General features: G+C 71.2%; 20 protein-coding genes. 4 read left to right on the top strand and 16 right to left on the bottom strand.

Features of this window, described 5'->3' with window-relative positions; genetic code table 11:
- The first annotated feature begins 52 nt into the window (after positions 1-52).
- Entirely contained in the window at positions 53-1,039 is a 987-nt protein-coding gene (locus tag ABD841_RS03715; RefSeq protein ID WP_344967825.1) for an ArsR/SmtB family transcription factor, read from the top strand.
- Here the strand turns inward: ABD841_RS03715 and ABD841_RS03710 are convergent.
- From ABD841_RS03710 to ABD841_RS03690, 5 genes are all read right to left on the bottom strand, one after another.
- Positions 1,014-1,931, bottom strand: a complete 918-nt coding sequence (locus tag ABD841_RS03710; protein WP_344967823.1) for a carbohydrate ABC transporter permease — start codon at positions 1,929-1,931, stop codon at positions 1,014-1,016. The genes ABD841_RS03715 and ABD841_RS03710 overlap by 26 nt on opposite strands.
- Positions 1,928-2,806: a carbohydrate ABC transporter permease gene (locus ABD841_RS03705; RefSeq protein WP_344967865.1), complete on the bottom strand. Its 879-nt coding sequence runs from the start codon at positions 2,804-2,806 to the stop codon at positions 1,928-1,930. Before ABD841_RS03705 ends, ABD841_RS03710 begins: the two co-directional genes overlap by 4 nt.
- 68 nt (positions 2,807-2,874) lie before the next feature.
- The gene (locus ABD841_RS03700; protein ID WP_344967821.1) at positions 2,875-4,170 is read right to left on the bottom strand and encodes an ABC transporter substrate-binding protein; all 1,296 of its coding nucleotides are present in this window, start codon (positions 4,168-4,170) and stop codon (positions 2,875-2,877) included.
- Positions 4,171-4,431: 261 nt separating this feature from the next.
- Positions 4,432-5,208: an AMP-binding protein gene (locus ABD841_RS03695; RefSeq protein WP_344967819.1), complete on the bottom strand. Its 777-nt coding sequence runs from the start codon at positions 5,206-5,208 to the stop codon at positions 4,432-4,434.
- 614 nt (positions 5,209-5,822) lie between these two features.
- The gene (locus tag ABD841_RS03690) at positions 5,823-8,294 is read right to left on the bottom strand and encodes a tetratricopeptide repeat protein (protein ID WP_344967817.1); all 2,472 of its coding nucleotides are present in this window, start codon (positions 8,292-8,294) and stop codon (positions 5,823-5,825) included.
- A 335-nt stretch (positions 8,295-8,629) separates the two neighbouring features.
- Between ABD841_RS03690 and ABD841_RS03685 the strand changes: the two genes are divergently transcribed.
- On the top strand, positions 8,630-8,848 hold the full coding sequence (locus ABD841_RS03685; RefSeq protein WP_425581940.1) for a hypothetical protein: 219 nt from the start codon (positions 8,630-8,632) through the stop codon (positions 8,846-8,848).
- On the opposite strand, the gene ABD841_RS03680 is transcribed toward ABD841_RS03685, so the two are convergent.
- The 3 genes from ABD841_RS03680 to ABD841_RS03670 form a co-directional block, all read right to left on the bottom strand.
- Positions 8,836-10,275, bottom strand: coding sequence for a peptidoglycan D,D-transpeptidase FtsI family protein (locus ABD841_RS03680; RefSeq protein WP_344967815.1), 1,440 nt, complete (start codon positions 10,273-10,275; stop codon positions 8,836-8,838). The genes ABD841_RS03685 and ABD841_RS03680 overlap by 13 nt on opposite strands.
- Before the next feature lie 306 nt (positions 10,276-10,581).
- On the bottom strand, positions 10,582-10,983 hold the full coding sequence (locus tag ABD841_RS03675) for a MerR family transcriptional regulator (RefSeq protein WP_344967813.1): 402 nt from the start codon (positions 10,981-10,983) through the stop codon (positions 10,582-10,584).
- Between the two features lie 160 nt (positions 10,984-11,143).
- A complete protein-coding gene (locus tag ABD841_RS03670) occupies positions 11,144-11,800 on the bottom strand; it encodes a TetR/AcrR family transcriptional regulator (protein ID WP_344967811.1) in 657 nt (218 codons plus the stop codon).
- Between the two features lie 95 nt (positions 11,801-11,895).
- On the opposite strand from ABD841_RS03670, the gene ABD841_RS03665 reads away from it, so the two are divergent.
- Complete coding sequence (locus tag ABD841_RS03665) at positions 11,896-13,197, top strand: GH1 family beta-glucosidase (protein WP_344967863.1); 1,302 nt, start codon at positions 11,896-11,898, stop codon at positions 13,195-13,197.
- Positions 13,198-13,355: 158 nt separating this feature from the next.
- On the opposite strand, the gene ABD841_RS03660 is transcribed toward ABD841_RS03665, so the two are convergent.
- The gene (locus ABD841_RS03660) at positions 13,356-13,928 is read right to left on the bottom strand and encodes a Pycsar system effector family protein (RefSeq protein ID WP_344967809.1); all 573 of its coding nucleotides are present in this window, start codon (positions 13,926-13,928) and stop codon (positions 13,356-13,358) included.
- 254 nt (positions 13,929-14,182) lie between these two features.
- Positions 14,183-14,995: an aldo/keto reductase gene (locus tag ABD841_RS03655; RefSeq protein ID WP_344967807.1), complete on the bottom strand. Its 813-nt coding sequence runs from the start codon at positions 14,993-14,995 to the stop codon at positions 14,183-14,185.
- 577 nt (positions 14,996-15,572) lie between these two features.
- Here ABD841_RS03655 and erm point away from each other — a divergent pair.
- On the top strand, positions 15,573-16,319 hold the full coding sequence (erm, locus tag ABD841_RS03650) for an ErmE/ErmH/ErmO/ErmR family 23S rRNA (adenine(2058)-N(6))-methyltransferase (protein ID WP_425581943.1): 747 nt from the start codon (positions 15,573-15,575) through the stop codon (positions 16,317-16,319).
- A gap of 91 nt (positions 16,320-16,410) precedes the next feature.
- On the opposite strand, the gene ABD841_RS03645 is transcribed toward erm, so the two are convergent.
- The 6 genes from ABD841_RS03645 to ABD841_RS03620 all read right to left on the bottom strand — a co-directional run bounded on the left by ABD841_RS03645 (position 16,411) and on the right by ABD841_RS03620 (position 21,616).
- A complete protein-coding gene (locus tag ABD841_RS03645; protein WP_344967802.1) occupies positions 16,411-16,851 on the bottom strand; it encodes a hypothetical protein in 441 nt (146 codons plus the stop codon).
- A 93-nt stretch (positions 16,852-16,944) separates the two neighbouring features.
- Positions 16,945-17,793: an ABC transporter ATP-binding protein gene (locus ABD841_RS03640; protein ID WP_344967799.1), complete on the bottom strand. Its 849-nt coding sequence runs from the start codon at positions 17,791-17,793 to the stop codon at positions 16,945-16,947.
- Complete coding sequence (locus ABD841_RS03635) at positions 17,790-18,809, bottom strand: FecCD family ABC transporter permease (protein WP_344967797.1); 1,020 nt, start codon at positions 18,807-18,809, stop codon at positions 17,790-17,792. Before ABD841_RS03635 ends, ABD841_RS03640 begins: the two co-directional genes overlap by 4 nt.
- Positions 18,806-19,795, bottom strand: a complete 990-nt coding sequence (locus ABD841_RS03630) for a FecCD family ABC transporter permease (protein WP_344967795.1) — start codon at positions 19,793-19,795, stop codon at positions 18,806-18,808. Before ABD841_RS03630 ends, ABD841_RS03635 begins: the two co-directional genes overlap by 4 nt.
- Complete coding sequence (locus ABD841_RS03625) at positions 19,785-20,621, bottom strand: siderophore-interacting protein (protein WP_344967793.1); 837 nt, start codon at positions 20,619-20,621, stop codon at positions 19,785-19,787. Before ABD841_RS03625 ends, ABD841_RS03630 begins: the two co-directional genes overlap by 11 nt.
- Complete coding sequence (locus ABD841_RS03620; RefSeq protein WP_344967791.1) at positions 20,618-21,616, bottom strand: ABC transporter substrate-binding protein; 999 nt, start codon at positions 21,614-21,616, stop codon at positions 20,618-20,620. Before ABD841_RS03620 ends, ABD841_RS03625 begins: the two co-directional genes overlap by 4 nt.
- Between the last annotated feature and the right edge of the window lie 82 nt (positions 21,617-21,698).

Here is a 21,698-nt window from a genome sequence, read left to right as displayed (position 1 = left end):
GGACGCCGGGGCACCCTGACTAAGCTTTCGGATATAACCGAAAGGTCATCCGATGGTGTATCGCATCGAGGTCAGCCCCCAGGACGTCGTCGCCAGCAGGTTCGCCATCTCCCCGCTCATCGTGACCCACCACGCGCTCTGGATCCTGTCCGGTCGCAAGAGCGCGAGCGTCTGGCACTCCTGGGCGGAGCGGATGCGGGAGCCGTACCGGAAGCTGCTGGCCCGCCACCCCGGGGTGGGCGCCACGGTCGCGCTGTTCCGCGAGAGGCACTACAACGTCGACTTCTGCGCCCCGCCGCCGAGCGGGGTGAACGTCCCGTTCGAGGTGGAGCTGGCGGTGGTGCGCGCCACCCCGGCGGCGCAGGCCCACGAGGAGATCGCCAGAAATCTGGAGGGCATGCCCCGACCCCCGGAGGAGATCATGTCTGTGCTCTTCTCCCCCGGCGTGGTGACGTTCTTCGCCGACGCGCTCCAGGCGGTCTGGGACGAGATCGTCGCCCCCTCCTGGCCTCGCTTCCACGCCATCCTGGAGCGGGACGTGGTCCAGCGGGCGGGCCGGCTGGCGACCCACGGCTGGGCGGCGGCGCTCAACGACCTCGACCCGAAGGTCCGCTGGCACCCCTCCGGCGTGATCGAGGTCGAGGGCTCCGGCCCCGACCGGACGCACACGCTCGGCGGGCGCGGGCTGCTCTTCGTGCCCACCGTCTTCCCCGCCGGGCTCGGCTCCTACCTGGAGGAGCGCTGGCCGTACGCGATCAGCTACCCGGCGCGGGGCACCGGGATCCCGCACGAGGTGCCGGACGGCCTGGCGGGGCTGATCGGCCGCGCCAGGGCCCGCCTCCTCCTCGAACTGGCCGTCCCCGCGACGACCACGCAGCTCGTCGCGCTGCTCGGCCTGAGCCTCGGCACGGTCGGCGGCCACCTCGGCGCCCTGCGCGGGGCGGGCCTGGTGACCGGGAGCCGCACCGGCCGCAGCGTCCTGTACCACCGCACCACGCTGGGCGACCTGCTGATCAGCCCTTCAGCGCACCGGCCATGAGGCCGCGCATGAAGAACCGGCCGAGCAGGACATAGATGATCATCGTGGGGACGGACGCGAGCAGCGCCGCGGCCATCTGCTGGCTGTAGGGGACGGTCTGGGCGCCGGCGATGTTGTTGAGCATGACCGTGGTGGGCCAGCTCTGCGGTCCGGTGAGGAAGACGGCGAAGAGGAAGTCGTTCCAGAGCGAGGTGAACTGCCAGATGACGACCACCGCGAAGGCGGGACCGGAGACCGGCAGGACGACCGACCGGTAGGTCCGCAGCATCCCCGCGCCGTCCACCCGCGCGGCCTCGATGATCTCGTCCGGGATGGTGACGTAGTAGTTGCGGAAGATCAGCGTGCAGATCGGGATGCCGTAGACCACGTGGGCGAGCAGCAGCCCGGGGATCGCGCCGTAGAAGACGCCCGGCACCCCGGTGAGGTCCCGGGTGATCTCGTTGAGCTCCACCAGGAGCTGCACCAGCGGGATCATGACGCCCTGGTACGGGATGAACATGCCGAACAGGAACAGTGTGAACAGTACGTCCGCCCCGGGGAAGCGCCACTTCGACAGCACGTAGCCGTTCATGGAGCCCAGCGCCGCCGAGATCAGCGAACCGGGCACGGCCAGCAGCACGCTGTTCCAGATGCCCGGCGCGAGCTTCTCCCAGGCCACCCGCCACGGTTCGAACGTCCAGACCTCCGGCAGCGACCAGGCCCTGCCCGGGTCGGCCTCGGTCAGCGGCTTGAAGCTGGTGACCAGCAGGACGTAGATCGGGATCAGGAAGACCACCAGGAAGACGAGCAGCACCGCCAGCCGGAGGCCGCGCGAGAGGCGGGCCCGCCGTCTGGCCCGCTCGCCGGGGTCCGCGCCCCGGGCGGGCGCGGGGGTGGTCGCGGTCGCCGTCATGAGCGCCTCTCCCTGCGAAGGGTCCACACCAGGTAGGGGATGACGAAGATGCTGACCGCGAGCACGATGTAGGACGCGATGGTGGCGCCCTTGGCCGGGTCGTGGGAGTCGAAGACCGCGACCCACATGAACACGGCGGGTACGTCGGTGATGACCTGCTTGCCGGAGACGGCGACGATCAGGTCGAAGACCTTCAGCGAGATGTGACCGAGGATGATCAGAGCGGACAGGGTCACCGGGCGGAGCAGCGGCAGCACGATGTGCCGGTAGACCCCCCACTCGGTGCAGCCGTCGACCCGGGCCGCCTCCCGCAGTTCCTCCGGGACGCCCCGGAAGCCCGCCAGGAACAGCGCCATGACATATCCCGACATTTGCCATATAGCAGGAATCGCCATGGCCGCCATCCCCCAGTCGGGGTTCCGGAACCACTCCCACTGGAGTGCCCCCAGCCCGAGGCCGTCGAGAAGCCGGTTCAGCCCGACCGCCCGCTCCCCCCGGCCGGAGTTCATCAGCCAGCGCCAGACGACCCCGGTCGCCACGAAGGAGATCGCCATCGGGAACAGGTAGATCGCCCGGAAGGTCCCCTCGCCCCTGATCCCCTTCTCCATCAGCAGCGCCAGCAGCCAGCCCAGCAGCAGCGCCCCGAAGACGAAGACGACGGTGAAGACGATCGCGTGGTTGACGGAGATGCCCCAGCGCTTCTGGTCCCAGAGCGTGACGAAGTTCTCCAGCCCCACGAAGTTCCCCTCGGACACCTCGTCGTGCTTGTCGGTCATGGCCAGCCGGAAGTTCCAGCCGAGCATGCCGTACACGAAGACCGCGATCGCGACGATCGACGGTGTGACCAGCAGGAGACCGGGCAGCCATCTGCGCATCCGTGTCACGGACACCCCTTTTCGCGGGGCACGGCCCGCGGGTCGCGCGGGCCGTGCCGTGCGTGAGATCACTGTCCGGAGTTCTTGGCGGCCTCGGCCAGCGCCGCCTGGAGCGCGGCCACGTCCTTCTCGGCGTGGAACAGGCCGACCGCCTCGTTGATCGCGGCCCGCCAGGCGTCGTTCACGACGACGCCGTGCTGGATGGACCCGGCGAGCTTGTCGTTGCTCCAGTCCTTCAGGGCGTCGGCGAGGTAGTCGGTGTAGAGGCCGGTGTCGGCGTCCTTGCGGGCCGGGATGGACCCCTTCTTCGGGTTGAAGGCGTCCTGGCCCTCCTTGCTCGCCGCCACCTTCAGCCAGGCCACCGCCCCGTCACGGTTCGGCGCGCCCTTGGGCAGGGTGAAGCTGTCCGACAGCCACATGAAGGTGCCGGCCGTGCCGGGTGAGGGGGCCCAGTCGAAGTCGGTCTTGGACGTCTTGCCCAGGCCGCCGTCCGGGGGGTTGTGGAAGTAGCCGTAGGCCCAGTCGCCCATGATGGTGAACGCCGCCTCGCCGTCGGCCACCTGCTTGGCCGCGGGCTGCCAGTCGTCGGCCGGGTCTCCGGCGTAGGACAGGATCGTCTTGAAGTCGTTGAGCGCCTTGGTCATCGCCGGGCCCGACCAGTCGGAGCCGGCGGTCCACAGCCCGTTGTAGGCGTCGGTGCCCAGGGAGCCGAGCAGCACGCTCTCCAGCAGGTGGACCATGGTCCACTCGGAGCCGATGGAGAGCGGGATCTTGCCGGCCTTCTTCACCTTCTCCAGCGCCGCGACGAACTCGTCGATCGTCTTCGGCACCTCGGTGACGCCCGCCTCCTTCAGCACGGCGGGGTTGAACCACATGACGTTGGAACGGTGGATGTTGACCGGGACGGAGTAGATCTGCCCCTGCACGCTGATCTGGTCGATCAGCTGCTGCGGGAGGACCTCCCTGAGCTTGAGCTCGTCGTAGAGGAAGTTGACCGGTTCCAGGTCACCCGCCTTGATGTAGCCCTGCAGTTCGGCGCCCGCGTGCCCCTGGAAGGTGTCCGGTGGCGTGTCGGCCTGCAGCTTGGTGGAGAGCAGGGCGCGCGCCTTGTCACCGGACCCGCCCGCCACGGCCGCGTCGAAGAACTCAAGCCCTGGGTTCTGTTTCTCGAAGATCTCCCTCATGGCCTTCAGGCCGTCGGCCTCGCCCGGACCCGTCCACCAGGAGAAGACCTCGACCTTTTTCTTCGCGTCGGCCTGCGGGCTTCGCGCGGCGCCGTCACCGTCGCCGCCACCGCCGCAGGCGCTCAGGGTGAGCAGGCCCGCCACGGTGACCGCGACGGCCGCCATCCACTGTCGTCGCACAGCTTTCCATCCCTTCGGGGTCGAGGTTGTACGGATCCCCCAAAACATGACAACGTTGTCAACAATGCAATAAAGCCACCTCACATAAATGGTGTCAAGGCCGTGCGGATAACGTCTCGGCATCCCAAATCGCGCTTACTAAAATGCTGCTTACGGAATGACCGATAAACGAGTGAACAACCCAGAAAGGGAGACGGAGCGTTTTTCAAACGCCCGAAAGGCAGTATCCGGTCACCTGACCGGGAAGTTCCCGGGGCCTCGCTACAGGCGCTGGACGGCCCCGTCCGGCAGGGCCACGACCGTCACGCCGAAGTCATGGATGGTGGCCGCCAACTCCGCGGGTGAGAGGTCGGGGGTCACGACGACCAGGGAGCCGCGCATCAGGGCCAGCCCGACGAGGGTCGTCACGGCCACGCTGCGCTCCAGCGGCCAGGTCACCAGCAGGACGTCGGACTTCCCCAGCTCCACGGACCGGTCGAGCCCGTGCATCCGCACGATCAGGTCCTGGTGGGTGAGCACGCTCCCGTCCTCGGTCAGCAGGGCGGGCTGGACCGTCGGGTCGAGGAAGGGCAGCGGGACGGGTTCGAGCAGCAGCAGGTCGGCGAAGTCGACGGTGTCGCGGGCCTGGCCGAACGCGATCACCTGCCGGACCCGGGAGCTCTCCACGGCCCGCAACGACGCCTCCGCCAGCCGCGGGGTGGTGATGAGCAGCCGGGCGTCCCACTCGGCGAGCAGGTCGGCCATGTCGTCGCTCCCGGAGGTGATCGGCGCCGCCACCCCTCCGGCCGCGATGACGGTGTGCACGGCCAGCGTCTGCGCCACCGCGCCGTCCACGTGGATGCCCGCCACCTGCCGCCGCCTGGCGCCCCGCCTGACCAGCCCCGAGGCCCCTCGCATCACCTCCCCGGCCAGCCGCCGGTAGCCGTACGCCACCCCGGCGCCGAGGTCGATGAGAGCGGGCTGATCACCTCTCCCGTGCGCGCAGCCGAACACAGCCTCGGTGAGCGTGCAGCTGGTGGGCGGGGAGGTCTGTCTCATTCCGCCGACGCTACGGCCGGCCTGCCCTCCCCGGCATCGGCAGATGTATGTAGATGACTGTGTATTCAGCCCCGGACACGGCCCCGCCATGCCCGGGGCCGCGTTCGGGGCCGTGCCGAAGCCGGGTTCACGCCCGCGTTCGACACCGTGCTCAGGGCCGTGGCCGGTTTCGTGTCCCCCGGGCGAGGAGGGTGCCCGGGGGACGGCCAGGGGAACGCCCGGGAGACGGCCGCGGGGGGTGCCCCGGGCGGCGGCGGCCCGGGGTGGGAGGGGTGGGGACGGCGGGAGCGCGGGCTCGAGCCCTGCGCAGCTCGAGCCCGCTGTCGCGTGACCCGTGACCCTGGTCCCCACCCCTCCGAGGAGACCTCGGCCTTCGGATGGGACACGCGACGTCCGCAAGGTGCTCGACCGAGACGCCTGGGATGGTGTGGGCCTGCCGTACCGGACCGGCTTCATCGCCGGGACGGTGCGGAAGGCAGGACGTCATCGGTCGAACACCAGGAAAACGTACGGGGCGCGGCGTGACCTGCGCATGCTTCGGACTGAGTATCCCGGGGTGTAGCTACCCGGCCGCTCATGTGTAGATCCGGTATGTAGGCGTCCTTTGCAGGAGCTCAGGTGCGGTTCTGCTCGATGACCCAGGTGGCGACCTGGGTGCGGGAGGAGAATCCGAGCTTGGCGAGGATGTTGGCGACGTGCCGGGCGGCGGTGGCCGGGCTGATGAACAGTTCGTCGGCGATGGCCTTGTTGCTCATGCCCCGGGCGATGAGCTGGGCGATCTCCCATTCCCGGCAGGTGAGCGTGGTCAGCGGGGTGGCGGCCGGGTGCTTGCCGAGCAGGGTGGGTGTCTCGAACGACTCGTCGGACTGGAGCGCGTAGCGAACCGCCTGCTCCTGGGTCATCTCCTGGCCGTGCGCCCACAGCTGGGCGACCACCGCGTCCCCCAGGCGCATGCGGGCGGGCTGGAGCAGCTCCTCCATCCGGGCGCCGAACCCGGGGGGCAGCACGGCCCCGCTCATCGCGCTGCGGATCGCGGCGGAGGCACCGGCCAGGCGCACCGCCCGGTGGTCGTCCTCCTCGGCGAGCGCGAGCTGGGCGAGCGTCTCGATCCGCCGGGCCACCCCGAGCCGCTGGCCGGTGCCGAGGCAGAGCCGCAGGCTCTCGACGAGCCTGGCCCGCGCGGTGACCAGGTCGCCCTGGGCCAGGGCGATCCTGCCCAGCCCGGCCAGGCAAGTGATGGCCTGCCAGTGGGCGGTGATGTCCTGGAGCATGCCGAGGGCGCGCTCGTAGTGGGCGCGGGCCTCCGCCAGGTCACCCCGGAGCCAGGCCACCTGGGCCAGGCCGATGAGCGCGACCGGCGCGGCCCAGTGGTTGTCGAGCTCGTGCGCGATGGCGAGCGCGGCTTCGAAGGAGCGCTGGGACTCCTTGGCCCTCCCCTCCGACAGCGCGAAGGTGCCCTCCATGGAGCGGATCACCGTCTCGTGCCACGGGTCGTCGACCGTGTGCACGGCCTCCAGCGCCTGGTCCAGCAGGGACCTGGCCAGCTCGGGGCGGCGCTGGTAGATCGCCACCCAGGCGAGGACGGCCAGCGCCCCGCTGAGCGGCCCGTTCAGGCCCGTCTCGCGGCACAGCTCGACCGCGGCCGTGCAGGCGACCCGCGCGCTGTCGGGGTCGCCCTGCCCGAAGGCCACCTGGCCGCGCAGGGCGAGCGCGTCGGCGCGCATCGACGGGGTCAGCTCGTCCGCGGCGGCGAGCAGCCGGTCGAGCCACTCGTCCGCCGGGGTGAACCTGCCGCCGGCGATGATCGGCCAGCGGAGCAGGACGAGCAGGCGCAGCGCGCTCTCCGGGTCACCGGTCTCGGCCGAGAAACGCACCGCCGCCCACACGTTGGCCTGCAGCTCGTCCAGCATGACCAGCATGGGACGGATCTCCGTCCAGGCCGGGCGGGGCCGGCGGACGATCGTCCGGTGGATCCGGGCGGCGACCTCGATCATGTGGTCGCGGTGCCGCCGCCGGAACCCGGGCTCCTCGCCGGAGTCGCCGAGCTGCTCGGCGGCGTACTCGCGGATCGTCTCCAGCATGCGGTAGCGCGTCTGGCCGGCCACCTCCGCGTCGGCCAGGACCAGGGACTTGTCGACCAGGTCGCAGAGTACGCCCAGCACGTCGTCGGCCCTCAGCGCGCCGCCCGCGCAGACCTGCTCGGCCATGTCGAGCGTCCACCCGCCGGTGAACACCGCGAGCCTCCGCAGCAGGACGCGCTCGGGCTCGTCGAGCTGCTGGTAGCTCCAGTCGACGGTCGCCCTGAGCGTGCGCTGCCTGGCCGGGGCGGTCCTGTCACCGGCGGACAGCAGCCGGAACCGGTCGCGGATGCGGGCGTTGATCTGCTCCACGGTCAGCACCCGGCACAGCGCGGCGGCGAGCTCGATGGCCAGGGGCATCCCGTCGAGCGCCTCACAGAGACCGGCGATGTCGGCGGCGTTCTGCTCGGTCACGGCGAACCCGCGCGAGGCGGCGCGGGCCCGGTCGACGAAGAGCCGGACCGCCTCGCTGGTGGTCGGATCCTGACCGGGACTCCTGGGCAGGGAGAGCGGGGGCACCCGCCACACGGTCTCGCCGGCCACCCGCAGCGGCTCGCGGCTGGTGGTGAGCACGCGCACCCGCGGGCAGACGGTGAGCACGGCCCGGCAGAACCTGGCGGACTCCTCGATGGTGGACTCGCAGTTGTCGACGACCAGCAGGATCCGCCGGTCACCGAGCACTCCGAGCAGCGTGTCGGTCAGCGCCCGCGACGGCTCCGCCTGCACCCCGAGCACGGCGGCCACCCGGGGCTCGACCGGGTCACCGCGGACCGCGTCGGCCAGCTCGACCAGCCAGACGCCCCCGGGGAACTCCCCCGCCACCCGGGCCGCCACCCGGACCGCCAGCCTGCTCTTGCCGATCCCGCCCGCCCCGCACAGGGTCACCAACCGGGCGACGGCCAGCAGGTCGGTGAGCTCTTCCACATCGGCCTCGCGGCCCACGAAGTCGTTGGGCTCCAGGGGCAGGTTGCCGCCGGCGAGGGGGACGTGCGCGGTGTCCTGGGTCATGGGCTCTTGTAGAGGTCGCGGGGTACAACCATCACGGAAAGTGTGACATCAATTACTGAACCATGCCCAGTCTTACTTCTTTTCGGACGCCTGGATCAGGGGGACCGTCGGATCACCGGGCTGTCCGAAACGCCGGATCACCGAGGCACCGGGCGCCGGACTCCGCCGCCCCGGCGTGACGCCCCGCCGCGGGCGGCGATCCGGTGACCGGACGGCGCCGGCCGTCACCGGTCATCCGATGGCGGAGCCCCGGCGCACGGCGCACACTGCGGGTATGGCCGGCTCCCCCACCGACGCCCCCGACCGGACCGGCTCCCCCACCGACACCGCCCGGGGTGCTGCCGGCGATGGGCACGGTGCGGATCCGGGAGCACGCCGACGGCCGGACCGTCCTGCTGATCGCCCATCGGCTGGCGAGCGTCCGCTTCGCCGACCGGATATACGTCCTCGACCACGGCAGGGTCACCGAGCACGGCACCCACGAGGAGCTCATGGCGCTCGGCGGCCTCTACGCCGAGTTGTACGGCCTGCAGGCCGGCGCCTACTCCGCTTGATCGTCCAGTACGGCCCGCAGGACCGCGCGGGCGACGGGCGCCGCCACCCGGCCGCCGAACCCGCCGCCCTCGATGAGGACCCCCACGGCGACCCGTGGGGAGGCCGCGGGCGCGAAGCCGGTGAAGACCGCGTGGTCCCTCCCGGAGGCGGCGTTCTCCGCGGTGCCGGTCTTGGCGGCGACCTCGACGCCCCGGACCGCCGCGGCGGTGCCGGTGCCTCCCCGCCGGGTGACCTCGACCATCATCTCGGCGAGCCGGTCGGCGTCGGCCGGGCGGAGCGCGTGGCGGTACGGTGCGGGCTCGGTCTCGTCGATCACGCGGCCGTCGGGCAGGCGGACGTCCTCGACCAGGTAGGGGCGCATCAGCGTGCCGCGGTTGGCGACCGCCGCCGCCATCATCGTGATCATGAGCGGGGTGGCCCGGTTGTCGAACTGGCCCAGCGCCGACATCGCGGTCTGCGCCCGGTCCATCCCGAGCGGGTAGACACTCCTGGCCACCGGCATGGGCACGTCGAGATCGGCGTTGAAACCGAACCTCTCGGCCTGCTCGCGTAGCGCGTCCTGGCCGAGGTCGATCCCGATCTGCGCGAACGGGGTGTTGCACGAGAGCTTGAACGCGTACCGCAGCGACGGGGTGCCGTCGCCGCAGGCGGCGCCGCCGGTGTTGCGCAGGTAGGTGGCCGTACCGGGCAGGCGGAGCACGGCCGGTGCGCTGACGGGCGTGTCGGGCCCGAACCGCCCGGAGTCGAGCGCCGCGGCGCCAGTGATGATCTTGAAGGTGGACCCGGGCGGGTAGTTCCGCTGGATCGCCCGGTTCAGCAACGGGTCGCCGGGGTCGGCCCGCAACCGCTTGTCCACCCGGTCGAGCCTGGCCCTGTCGAAGGTCACGTACAGGTTCGGGTCGTAGGAGGGGTAGGACACCATGGCCAGGATCGCGCCGGTGGCGGGTTCCATCGCCACGACGGCGCCGGGTCGGCCGATGCCGCGCAGCCCCTCGTAGGCGGCGCGCTGGGCGGCCCGGTCGATGGTGAGCCTGAGCGTGGCGCCGCCGCGGGTGCCGTCCATCAGCCCGTGCATCTTCACCCGGGGCTCGCTCCCGGACAGCAGGGCGTCCTCGGCGCGCTCGACGCCGGCGATGCCGTACAGGGAGAAGTGGCCGGTGACGGCCGCGTAGAGCGGCCCGGCGGGATAGACCCGCCGGTACCTGAACACGCCGTCCTCGGCCCTGAGGCTGGTCGCGATGACCGTGCCGTCACGAAGCAGGATGTCGCCCCGGGGGCTCGCGAAACGGGCGAGCATCATCCGCTGGTTGCGCGGATCCTCGGCGAACCGCTCGGAGTCCAGCGCCTGGAGGTAGGTCACGTTGGCGAGCAGCGCGAACAGCATCCCGCCGCACATGATGGAGACGTGCCGAAGCGGAATGTTCATACGCCGTGCACGCGGTGCGACCATGACCCCTCCCCCGACCCCGATACCGGTTTAACAGCCGGACCGAAAAGGGCACATCGCTCGGGGGCAAAGCCGCCGTACGCTTCTGGCCACCCGCCTGCGCACGCCGTGCACCGCCACGCCGCGGCCGGGGATGCCGGCCGGAGAACGCGCCGGGGGAACCGCGGCCGGCGGTCAGGGGTCGCGGAAGACCCCGGCCCTCGACCGCACCGGGCGGCGGGCGATCACCCCGCGATCAGGGGTCGCGGAAGACCCCGGCCCTCGACGACACCGGGCGGCGGGCGATCACCCCGCGTTCCGGCAGGCCCCCGGCCCGTCGACCACCGAGTGGTAATAGTCGATCTTGTTGCGGATCGCCCGCTGCTTTTCGAGGAGGGTGTCGACCTGCTCCCGCACCCGCCGGTCGTGGGCTTCGAGCAGCGCGATCCGGTCGCGGACCGTGTGGTCGCCGGCCCGGGTCAGTTCCGCGAAGCGGAGCATCTCCGCGATCGGCATGCCGGTGTCGCGCAGGCAGCGGAGCATGCCGAGCCAGCCGACGTCCCGCTGCGTGAACCGGCGCTGCCCGGCCGCGTTGCGGCCGACGCGCTCCAGCAGCCCGATGCGTTCGTAGTAGCGAAGCGTGTCGAGGCTGAAGCCGGTCTCCTCCACCACCTGTCCCGGTGTGTACACACTCACGCGAGGCAGCATCCCACCTGGAGTGCGCTCCAGGTCAAGCTCCGGGTGAGGTCCCGGCCACGGTGCGGGCCGGGACGGAACGCCCCGGAACCGCCTCGCTCGACCTGGCGTGGACTCCGGGCCGCACGGTGATGCCCATGACTCACGTCCCCCTCACTCCGGACGGGGCCGGTCAGTCCCGGGACAGGTACGCGGCCAGGTAGCGGCGCACCAGGTGCTTGCATTCGGCGATCAGCTCGGGGTCGCCGTCGGGCAGGGAGCGGAAGGCGAGCTTGAGCACCGCGTCGGCGGCCTCGACGGCGACGAGCAGCGCCCGGTCCAGTTCGGGGCCTATCGGGGCACCGAGCAGTTCGACGGTGATCGCGCGCAGCCGGTCGGCCACCACGGTGTTGTTCTCCAGCGCGGTGTCGAGCATCCGCTCGGTCCCTCTGATCGCGGGACCGCCGGGCGCGACGAGCACCTCCCCGAAGTCGACGACCGCGAACCCCGGCGTGGTCCGCTTCATCGCGACGAACTCGTCGACCGCGAGGTCGACCATCTCCGTCCAGTCGGACAGCCTCGCCTCGGAGAGCCTGGCCGTGATCCGGGCGAGGAACGCTTCCAGGTTGCGCATCGCCAGCGCCCGCACCAGGCCCTGTTTGTCGGAGAAGAACTGGTAGAAGGTGCCGATCGGCACCTCGGCCCGGCGGGCGACCTCCTTGGTGGTCAGCGCCTCGTAGCCGACCTCGTCCAGCAGCCGCGCGCACTCGTCGAGCATGCGCTCGACCCGCTCCAGACTGCGGCGCTGGGCGGGGCGTCGGCGCAGCGTTACCCCCGAGACGTTCGTCATCGCTCCATCATCCCCTACCCCGGCCCCTCACCCCCTCCTGCCCCGGCCATCGCCGGGATAACATGAGCCATACTCATAACAATGGGGAGGTCACGATGTTCCTGTGGGGCACGGCCACCGCGTCCTACCAGATCGAGGGCGCCGTCGCCGAAGACGGGCGGGGGCCGTCGGTCTGGGACACCTTCACCCACGAGCCCGGCCGCGTCCGCGGCGGCGACACGGCGGACGTGGCCTGCGACCACTACCACCGCTGGCCGGAGGACGTCGCGCTGATGGCCGGCCTCGGCGTGAACTCCTACCGCTTCTCCATCGCCTGGCCGCGCGTCCAGCCCCACGGCAAGGGTGCGATCAACCAGGCCGGTCTGGACTTCTACGACCGCCTGACGGACACGCTCCGCGAGAAGGGCATCGTCCCCGCGGCCACCCTGTTCCACTGGGATCTCCCCCAGCCGCTGGAGGACGAGGGCGGCTGGCTGAACCGCGACACCTCCTACCGGTTCGCCGAGTACGCCGCCGCCGTGGCCGACCGGCTCGCCGACCGGATCCCGCTGTGGATCACCCTGAACGAGCCCTTCGTCCACATGGTCTACGGCTACGCCCTGGGCACCCACGCCCCCGGCAGGACGCTCGTCCTGGACGCGCTCCCGGCCGCCCACCACCAGCTCCTCGGGCACGGGCTCGCCCTGCGGGAGCTGCGGGCGCGGAACGCGGAGAAGGTGCTGATCACCAACAACTGCACCCCCGTCTGGCCCGCGTCGTCCGACCCCGCCGACCTCGCCGCCGCCGACGCCTACGACGTCCTGCACAACCGTCTCTTCAACGACCCCGTGCTGCTCGGCACCTATCCCGACCTGTCGGCGTACGGAGTGGAGATCGACTGTGTCCGTGACGGCGACCTGGACCTGATCGGCGCCCGCCTCGACGGCCTCGGGATCAACTACTACAACCCCACCCGGATCACCGCGCCCACCGGGGAGGGCCTCCCCTTCGAGGACGCGGGGATCACCGGCCACCCCACCACCGCCTTCGGCTGGCCCGTCGTCCCGGACGGCCTGCGCGAGCTCCTCGTCGGCCTCAGGGCCCGCTACGGCGACGCCCTGCCTCCGGTCTACGTCACCGAGAACGGCTGCTCCCAGCCCGACGAGCCCGGCCCCGGCGGGACGGTCGACGACCAGGCCAGGATCGCCTTCCTCGACGGGCACATCGGGGCCGTCGAGCAGGCGCGGGCCGAGGGCGTGGACGTGCGGGGCTACTACGTCTGGTCCCTGCTGGACAACTTCGAGTGGGCCGAGGGCTACAGCCAGCGCTTCGGCCTGGTGCACGTCGACTTCGCCACCGGGACGCGCACCCCGAAGGCGTCGTACCACTGGTTCCGGGAGCGGATCTCGCGGCGCTGAGAGCGGATGCCGCCGATTCCGCGGGCGGGGACGAGCGGCGACCGTGGCGGGCGCGGTCACCGCCGGCCGCGCGGCTCGACGGCCGTGGTGATGACGTGGTGACGACGTGTCCGATGCGTTGACACCCCGGCCGTCCCGACCGGAGGTTCACCTCCCCGTCAGGACAGCAGCCACCCGGCGACGACCGAGCCGACGCAGCAGAACAGCGCGCCGAGCAGGAGAAGCATTCCACGGCGGATGAACATGTATTTGACGTCGACGATGACGCCCAGCCGGCGGACCTGCTCGCCGAGGAGATCGGCGTTCTCGCGGGCCGCCCCCGCCAGCCCTCTCCGCTCGATTCCCGAAATCGCTCTCTCGGTGAAATCACGAAGGTAGACGGGCTGGGACGCCGTCCGCTTCACCGCCTCCGCGGAACGCGGATAAATCACCTTTCCGAGGCAGAGGACACCGAGGGTGCAAAGTCCCACGCCGACCCACCAGAGCCATTCCGCCGAGTTGGATATGTCGTCCGGCTTCCATCGCCCTCCGAGCACCCCGCCGATGACCGCGCCGACGGCTACACCCACCGCGGCCAGCAGGATCGCCGCCTTCTGGTCGGCACGGCCGATCTCGGCGCGGACTTCGGAGAGAAGCGCGAGCAGCAGGTCCAGCGACTCGCCCTCCGCCTTTTCCGCCGAATTACGCCCCACCCCGAATGCCGGACCGAAAATCCTTTCCAGCCACGTCATGCACACATCGTACAATCGCAAAACTGGCACTGAATATAGATTTGTACACACTGAGGGGCCTGCCGGGAGGCACACCGGAAGACGCCGCGACCGCCGGCGGGTCACGAGGCGGTCGCCGGCACCCGGGGATCAGAGTGCGGCCCCGGAACCGGCGCGGCACGACGCCCGGAGCGGTGTCCCGTCCGAGCCGTCCGAGGCGGAGCACCGCGCGTGCCGCGGGGGTGGAACCCCCGCGGCACGCGCCTGCGCGGTGTTCAGCGGTTGAAGGTGTCCGGGTCGGGCCCGATGCGGGTGCCGTTGTCCAGGGCGGCGATGGCCTTGATGTCGTCCTCGGTGAGGGAGAAGTCGAAGATGTCGATGTTCTCCTTGATCCGGGACGGGGTGACCGACTTGGGGATCACGACGTTCCCCAGGTCGAGGTGCCAGCGCAGGACGACCTGCGCCGGGCTCTTGCCGTACCGCTCGGCGAGAGAGGTGATCACCGGGTCGTCGAGCACGGCCCCCTGGGCGAGCGGGCTCCACGCCTCGGTCACGATGCCGTGCCGGGCGTGGAACTCGCGCAGCTCGGCCTGCTGCAGGTTGGGGTGGAGCTCGACCTGGTTGACCGCCGGGACGACACCGCCCTCCTCGATGAGGCGCGTCAGGTGGGCTGGCTGGAAGTTGGACACACCGATCGCGCGGACGCGGCCGTCGGAGAGGAGCCTCTCCAGCGCCTTCCAGGTGTCGGCGTACAGGTCCCTGGCCGGCGTGGGCCAGTGGATGAGATACAGGTCGAGCCGGTCCAGGCCCAGCTTCTCCATGCTCTCGTCGAAGGCGGCGAGGGTGGAGTCGTACCCCTGGTCGCTGTTCCACACCTTGGTCGTGACGAACACCTCGTCACGGGGAAGGTCGGAGGCGGCCAGCGCCTGGCCCACCTCGCGCTCGTTGCCGTAGAGCGAGGCGGTGTCGATGCTCCGGTATCCGGCTTCCAGCGCGGCGGTCACCGCCTGGACGGTCTCCGCCGGCGGCACCTGGAACACGCCGAAGCCGAGCTGCGGCATGGACACGCCGTTGTTCAGAGTCGTCATCTGTGGTTGTCTCCTTGAGCGGTCGCCGAGGGCGGACCAACGAAGTACAGGCGTATGCATTATTTGCGAACGCCAGATATTTCAGCACGTCAACGCGGGAAGCGCCAAAACAGGCGGCGTGCCCGAGCGGTCAGGCCCGAGCGCCCCCGGCCGTCTCCCTGCCCACTCCCGGCCAGCCGTAGTCCGGAAGGCGTGCCCCGGCTCCGGCGCCGCGTCCTCCGACCGGCGGAAAATCCGTTGCACCCCGACGAGACGGCCCGTACCGTCCAGACCCATGTGCATGTTCTTCGCCCCCATGACGGTGGGCTACGTGATCCGTCCCCGCAGCGGCCAGGCTCTGGCTCGCTAGGGGCGCATCGCCTTCCTCCGTTCCCGATGCGTCGCCGACGCGTCTGCCCAGGGCCTCCGAGACCTCTTCCACCTCGGACCCGAAAGGGCGACAGCTGTGGCGCACTCCTTCGCGCACGGAAACCATTCACACTCCCGGCGACAGGCCGGCGACCGGGGCGGCCGGAGCGGCCGCAGCGACCGCGACCGGGGCGACCACGACCGGGGCGGCCGCAGTGCCCGCGACCGGATCCGGCGCACCCTCTCGCAGAACTTCCTCGTCGATCCGTACGCCGTCCGCCGGGTGGCGGGGGCCGCCGGAGCGCACGAGCTGGTCCTGGAGCCGGGCGCGGGAGAGGGTGTCCTCACCCGCGCCCTGGCCGAGAGCTGCGCCAGGGTCGTGGCCTACGAGATCGACCCGCTGTACGCGGGCAGGCTGGCCGCGAGCACCCGCGGCGACGACCGGATCGAGGTGGTCAGGGGTGACTTCCTGACCACGCCGGTCCCGCGCGAACCGTTCGCGGTCGCGGGGAACATCCCGTACTCGATCACCTCCGGGATCGTCCGCTGGTGCCTGCGCGCCCGCGCGCTCACCTCGGCGACGCTGGTGACCCAGCTGGAGTACGCGCGCAAGCGCTCGGGCGGCTTCGGCCGCTGGAGCAGGCTGACCGTGCTGACCTGGCCCGGCCACTCCTGGGAGCTGGCCGGCCGCATCGGCAGGGAGAGCTTCCGGCCGGTGCCCTCGGTCGACTCGGCGATCCTCCGGATCGTGTCGCGCCCCGTCCCGCTGCTCACCGGCGGGCGGCTCGCGGCCTGGCACGAGTTCGTCGAGTACGGCTTCACGGGCCTGGGCGGTTCGCTGCACGCCTCGCTGCGCAGGCGGTACCCGGCCCACCGGGTCGACGCCGCGTTCGCCGAGGCCGGGCTGGACCGCGGCACGGTGGTGGCGTTCGTCCACCCCGACCGGTGGCTGACGCTCTTCGAGCGACTCCGCTGAGGCGATCCCACGGTGCCCGGGGTCCGGCCGGGCCCCGGGCACCACCCGGAACCCGGTTTTCCGCGTCGGTTGCCCGGATCGGCGTACCGGGTCAGTTCGCGAGGTCCTCGTCCCTGGTGGTCCCGACCCGGCAGTGCGAGAGCGCGTTCCGCTTCGGCTGGTAGACGCAGACCTTCAGGTCGACCCTCCTGACCGCGCCCCTGGTCTCGAAGAGGAAGCCCCGGTAGCCGGAGGAGGCGCAGGACCAGCGCACCGGCGACCAGGCCGACCCGCCCTTCCGGTAGTGGAACTTGGCGCGGACCCAGGCACAGTGACCGGGGTGGCGGTCACGGTCGTAGATCCTGCCGTACGCGGTGAAGTACTCCTCGTTGAAGGGGGTGACCCACAGGTGCGCCTTGGCGTACCCGGAGTGCCCGGAAGCGGACCTGACCGTCCCCAGGTAATAGTCGTCCTGAGCCGTCGCGTGCGCCGCGGCGGGCAGGCCCAGCACGAGTACGCCGGCCAGCGCGAGTCCATGGACGATCTTGCGCATCGCCTCTCCTCTTCTCCGCTCAGGTGGTTCGTCGCCAGTGGAACCAGTACAGGGGTAGAGGCTTGGAACCCCCTTGCAAACCACTGCCGCGGCTCAGGACGGCGCCGCGACCGGGTCGGCGGGCAGCGGGGCCGGCTCCCCGCCCCGGTCCTGCGCCGCGCGGGGGCCGCACGTCGGTACCACCATGGGGGTGCCGGTCACCGGGTCGGGCACGACGATGCTCGGCAGGTCGAAGACCTGCCGGATGAGTTCCGCGTCGACGATGTCGGCGGGCGCTCCCTCGGCGACGATGCGACCGTCCTTCATGGTCACGAGGTGGTCGGCGTACCGGCAGGCCTGGTTGATGTCGTGCAGGACCGCGACGACGGTGCGGCCCTCGTCGCGCAGGCGCGCGAACAGGCCGAGCAGCTCGTACTGGTGCGTGATGTCGAGGAACGTCGTGGGCTCGTCCAGCAGGAGGTAACGCGTCTCCTGGGCCAGCACCATCGCGACCCACACGCGTTGACGCTGTCCTCCGGACAGTTCCTCGACCGGCCGCTCGGCCAGGTCCGCGACACCGGCCGCCGCCATGGCCTCGTTCACGGCGCGCTCGTCCTCGGCGGACCAGGTGGACAGCAGCGACTGGTGCGGATAACGGCCACGGGCGACGAGCCGCCTCGCGACGATGTTCTCCGGAGCGACGAGACCCTGGGGCAGGAAGCCGATCTCCCGGGCGATGGCCTTCGGCTTGTAGTCGGTCATGTCACGGCCGTCGAAGCGCACCGCTCCGGCCGTGGGCTTGAGCAGCCGGACGAGGGCACGCAGGAGCGTCGACTTCCCGCACCCGTTGGCGCCGACGATGGCGGTGAACGCGCCGTCGGGGACATCGAGGCTCACGCGCGTCGACACCACCCGGTCACCGTAGGTGAGGGTGATGTCCTGGGCGGACAGGCGCGCTGTCACGGTCGCTTCACTTCCTTGAAGAGCAGCCAGATGAGGTAACACCCGCCGATCACGGTCGTCACGACACCGACCGGCAGCGCGATCGGGGCCAGCAGCATCTGCGCGACGAGATCGGCGGCCGAGAGCAGCACCGCGCCGGTCAGCGCCGCGGGCAGGAGAGCCACACCGGCCGAGCCGGCGAGCCGGCGGCCGATCTGCGGCGCGGCGAGTGCGACGAACGCGATCGGCCCGGCGACCGCCGTCACGGTGGCGGTGCAGCCGACGCCGGCCAGGACGATCAGGAGCCGGTGCCGGTTCAGGCCCACGCCCGACGTGACGGCGATCTCGTCGCCGAGCGCGGCCTGGTGCATGGCGTGCGACAGCGTGACGAGCAGCAGCGTGAGCGCGCCGATGATGAGAAACGGCAGACGTACTTCGTCCCAGTCGACACCGTTCAGCGAACCCGCGCTCCATCCGGTCACGGCGATCGCGACCTCAAGCTCCGCGCGCAGCACGATCCAGGAGTTGACCGCGGTCAGGATGGCGTTCACGGCGATCCCGATGACGACCAGCCGCAGGCCGCTGAGCCCGGAGTTCAGCGACAGGAGATAGATGACCGCCGCGGCCAGCAGCCCGCCCGCCACCGAGCCCACGGCGAGCTGCGCGGCGGTTCCGCCCAGCACCGTGATCGCGAACAGCGCGCCGGTGTAGGCGCCCGCGTCGAGGCCGATGACATCCGGGCTGCCGAGGGAGTTACGCGTGAGGTTCTGGAAGGTCGCCCCGGCGAGCCCCAGCGCGGCGCCGAAGACGAGCGCGGCGGTCACGCGGGGCAGCCGCCACTCCCTGATCACCAGGGCCGAGTCCCCGTGACCGGCGAGCGCCGAGAACACCTCCGCCGGCGTGGCCCAGGAGGCACCGTGGCAGAGGCCGAGGACGGCGAGGACCAGCGCGACGGCGAGCAGCGCGGCCGACGTCAGAATCGTTCGCCGCTCGATCCTGACCGAGTACGAGCCGGCACGCAGCACGACGGCGCTCACAAGGACACCGCCCCGTAGCGCCGGACGGCCCAGATGAGCACCGGGCCGCCGAGGAAGGCGGTGACGACGCCCACGGGGACCTCACCCGTCGGCAGCAGGACGCGCGATGCGATGTCGGAGACCAGCAGCAGGATCGGCCCCAGCACCATCGTGTGGGCCATGAGCCAGGGCACCGACCCCCCGGCCGCCCGGCGGGCCAGATGCGGGACCATGAGGCCCACGAAGGCGACCGGTCCGGCCACGGCCGTGGCGGCGCCGGCGAGCAGGGTGACGAGCACGAGGACGCCGAGCCTGGTCCGCACGGTGTGGCCGCCGAGCGCCTGGGCGACCTGCTCGCCCAGGACCAGGGCGTTCAGCGGCCTGGTCACGGCCATGGTGCCGATCAGGGCGAGGGCGATCACCAGCAGCGGGACGGTGAGGGAGACCTGCTCACGGCCGGCCAGCGACCCGACGGACCAGAAACGGAACTGGTCGAGAACCTCGGGGAACAGGAGGCGCATGCCCAGTGAGAGGCCCGCGAGAACGGAGGTGAGGGCGATGCCGGCGAGGACGAGCCGCAGCGGGGAGGTCCGGCCGACGGCGTAGACCACCAGCGCCGAGAGTACGGAGCCGGCGAACGCGAGACCCAGTTGCGCGAACTGCGACGCCGCGAGACCCAGTGCGCCACCCATGTTGATCGCGAAGCCGGCCCCGGCGGTCACCCCCAGGAGGCCGGGTTCGGCCAGCGGGTTACGCGTCAGCGTCTGGACGAGCGTGCCCGAGGCGCCGAGGGCGGCGCCGACGCAGATGCCGAGGATCACGCGCGGCACGCGGACCTCACGGACGATCAGGTGATCGTCCGTGCCGGCGTAGTCGGCGAAGGCACGCCAGATCTCGGCCGGTGCGACCGTGTGGGCCCCGATGCTCACACCGGCACCCGCCACGACGACGAGCAGGGCGGCGGACGCGACGAGGATCGCGCTCCGCCTCGGAAGGTCAGTCTTCAAGCCCGGCGACTCCGCGCTTCCAGTAGCCGGTGAACAGCGAGTCGAGCCGCCCCGCGCTCCACGGGCGCAGCGGTCTGATGTCGCCCGCCTCGCCGGCCGCGAACAGGAAAGTCCGCTCCGCGGGCAGGGGCAGGGACCGCACTGTCGCCGCGAGCGAGGAACGTGTGCCCTCGCGGACGAGCCAGACGACCTCCACCCCGTCGCGTGGCGCGAGCGGGTACCCCTGTTCGGCGGCGTCGTCGGTCTCGATCACGACATGGGCCGAGACGTCGGCCGGGGACTCCTCCAGCCAGCGTGCGACGGCCGGCAGCGCGGTGGTGTCGACCGCGAAGACGTAGTGGTCGTAGGTGTGGGGGAAGGCCTTGGCCCCGGGTGGGCCGGCGATCGTCACCTCGTCACCCACCTTGACGGAGGCCGCCCACGCCGACGCGATCCCGCCCTCGTGGAGCACGATGTCCAGGTCGAGCTCGCGGGCGCCGGCGTCGAACCGTCGCACGGTGTACTTCCGTGTCGCGGGCGGCGGCTTCGGCCAGTCGAGGGTCAGGTCGTCGTTGGCGACCGGGTCGCGGCGCGTGCCGTCCGGATCGGGGAAGACGATTTTGATGTGATCGTCGGCCTGGTAGGTGTGGAATCCGTCGAGTCCCGGGCCTCCGAGGGTCAGCCGCACCATGCGCGGGGTCACGTACTCCCGCGCGAGGACCGGGACGGTGCGGACCCCGATCGGATATCCGATGCGCACCGTGCCGCTCCCGGTCCGGTGGTGGGAGGCGACGCGGCCCCGCGGGTCGTGGCGGTCGGCGTTCATCGGCCGGGCAGCGGCGCTCACCGGTCGAGCAGCGGCGCGAACGCCTGGTCGATCGCGTCCAGCGTCCTGAGCCCCGAGCTGTACGTCACCGCCTCGGTGTACCGCAGCGGGAAGACCTTTCCGGCCTTGACCGCGGGCAGGTTCTTCCACAGCTTGGAGTCGAGCACGTACTGCACCGCCTCGCTCACCGAACCGTCGGGGTTCAGCGAGTACGTGACGGCGTCGGCGTCGCCGAGGCTCTTGGGCAGTTCCTCGATCGAGGGGTACTCCGAGACGTCGAGCCCTCCGCCGCCCTTCTTCTTGACCTGGCCGTAGTAGGTGACGCCGACGTCCTGGGCGATGTTGGTGCCCCACGACCCGGCGAACTCGCGGTGGAACGTTCCCTTGGCGATCTCGCCGTAGGAGCCCACGTGACCGAAGTCCACGCCGGCGAGCGCGTCCTTGTACTTGGCGGCGAGCCCGGCCGCCTTCCTCTCGTACTCGGCCTTGGTGGCCTCGAAGGCGCTGAGGCGGCCCGCGGCGTCGGACTGGCGCCGCGACAGCTCGCGCCACGCGGAGGGAGAGGTCGGGCCGATGGCGACGACGGGGGCGATGGACTTCAGCCGGTCCATGTCGATGTCCGCGAGCACCGGCCGCGGGACGCCGATGACGATCAGGTCCGGCTTGGCGGCGGCGATGGCCTCGTAGTTGGTCTCGGCGGCCGTCTCGCCCGCGACCTTGGCGAGGCCGTTGTACGTCGCGAGGTCTTCGTCGGTCATCAGCGCCAGACCGCGTTTCCAGGTGGAGACGCCGACCAGGGCGGCGTCGGCCTCGATGAGCGCCGGCACCGCGTATCCGGTCGCGACGACGCGCTTGGGGTCGACGGGGATCGTGACGTCGCCGTTGTCGGCGGCGAAGACGCGCGTCGCGACCGCGGCACCGGATTTCTCGCCGGTGTCGGTGGAACCGCAGCCGGCCACCAGAGCGAGCGTGAGAGCCAGAGCGCCGGCGAGACGCCAGGGCCGTCGAGAGGACATGAACGTGTTCCTTCAGGGTGGTTCAGAGTGGTTCAGAATGTTTCGGGGGCGGAAGGATGAGCCGGTCTCATCAACAAAGTGA

Source organism: Streptosporangium fragile (genome assembly GCF_039534445.1).
In the GTDB taxonomy this organism is placed as follows: Bacteria; Actinomycetota; Actinomycetes; order Streptosporangiales; family Streptosporangiaceae; genus Streptosporangium; species Streptosporangium fragile.
Note: the sequence above shows the minus strand (reverse complement) of the source record. Positions and strands in the feature narration are given on the sequence as shown.

Bases quoted from the DNA above. Each gene is read 5' to 3' on its own strand.
- ABD841_RS03690 (WP_344967817.1), bottom strand. From the start codon at position 8,294: ATGACCCAGGACACCGCGCACGTCCCCCTCGCCGGCGGCAACCTGCCC.
- ABD841_RS03695 (WP_344967819.1), bottom strand. From the start codon at position 5,208: ATGAGACAGACCTCCCCGCCCACCAGCTGCACGCTCACCGAGGCTGTG.
- ABD841_RS03710 (WP_344967823.1), bottom strand. From the start codon at position 1,931: ATGACGGCGACCGCGACCACCCCCGCGCCCGCCCGGGGCGCGGACCCC.
- ABD841_RS03665 (WP_344967863.1), top strand. From the start codon at position 11,896: ATGTTCCTGTGGGGCACGGCCACCGCGTCCTACCAGATCGAGGGCGCC.
- ABD841_RS03620 (WP_344967791.1), bottom strand. From the start codon at position 21,616: ATGTCCTCTCGACGGCCCTGGCGTCTCGCCGGCGCTCTGGCTCTCACG.
- ABD841_RS03705 (WP_344967865.1), bottom strand. From the start codon at position 2,806: ATGCGCAGATGGCTGCCCGGTCTCCTGCTGGTCACACCGTCGATCGTC.
- ABD841_RS03675 (WP_344967813.1), bottom strand. From the start codon at position 10,983: ATGCTGCCTCGCGTGAGTGTGTACACACCGGGACAGGTGGTGGAGGAG.
- ABD841_RS03660 (WP_344967809.1), bottom strand. From the start codon at position 13,928: ATGACGTGGCTGGAAAGGATTTTCGGTCCGGCATTCGGGGTGGGGCGT.
- ABD841_RS03670 (WP_344967811.1), bottom strand. From the start codon at position 11,800: ATGACGAACGTCTCGGGGGTAACGCTGCGCCGACGCCCCGCCCAGCGC.
- ABD841_RS03645 (WP_344967802.1), bottom strand. From the start codon at position 16,851: ATGCGCAAGATCGTCCATGGACTCGCGCTGGCCGGCGTACTCGTGCTG.
- ABD841_RS03680 (WP_344967815.1), bottom strand. From the start codon at position 10,275: ATGAACATTCCGCTTCGGCACGTCTCCATCATGTGCGGCGGGATGCTG.
- ABD841_RS03715 (WP_344967825.1), top strand. From the start codon at position 53: ATGGTGTATCGCATCGAGGTCAGCCCCCAGGACGTCGTCGCCAGCAGG.
- ABD841_RS03655 (WP_344967807.1), bottom strand. From the start codon at position 14,995: ATGACGACTCTGAACAACGGCGTGTCCATGCCGCAGCTCGGCTTCGGC.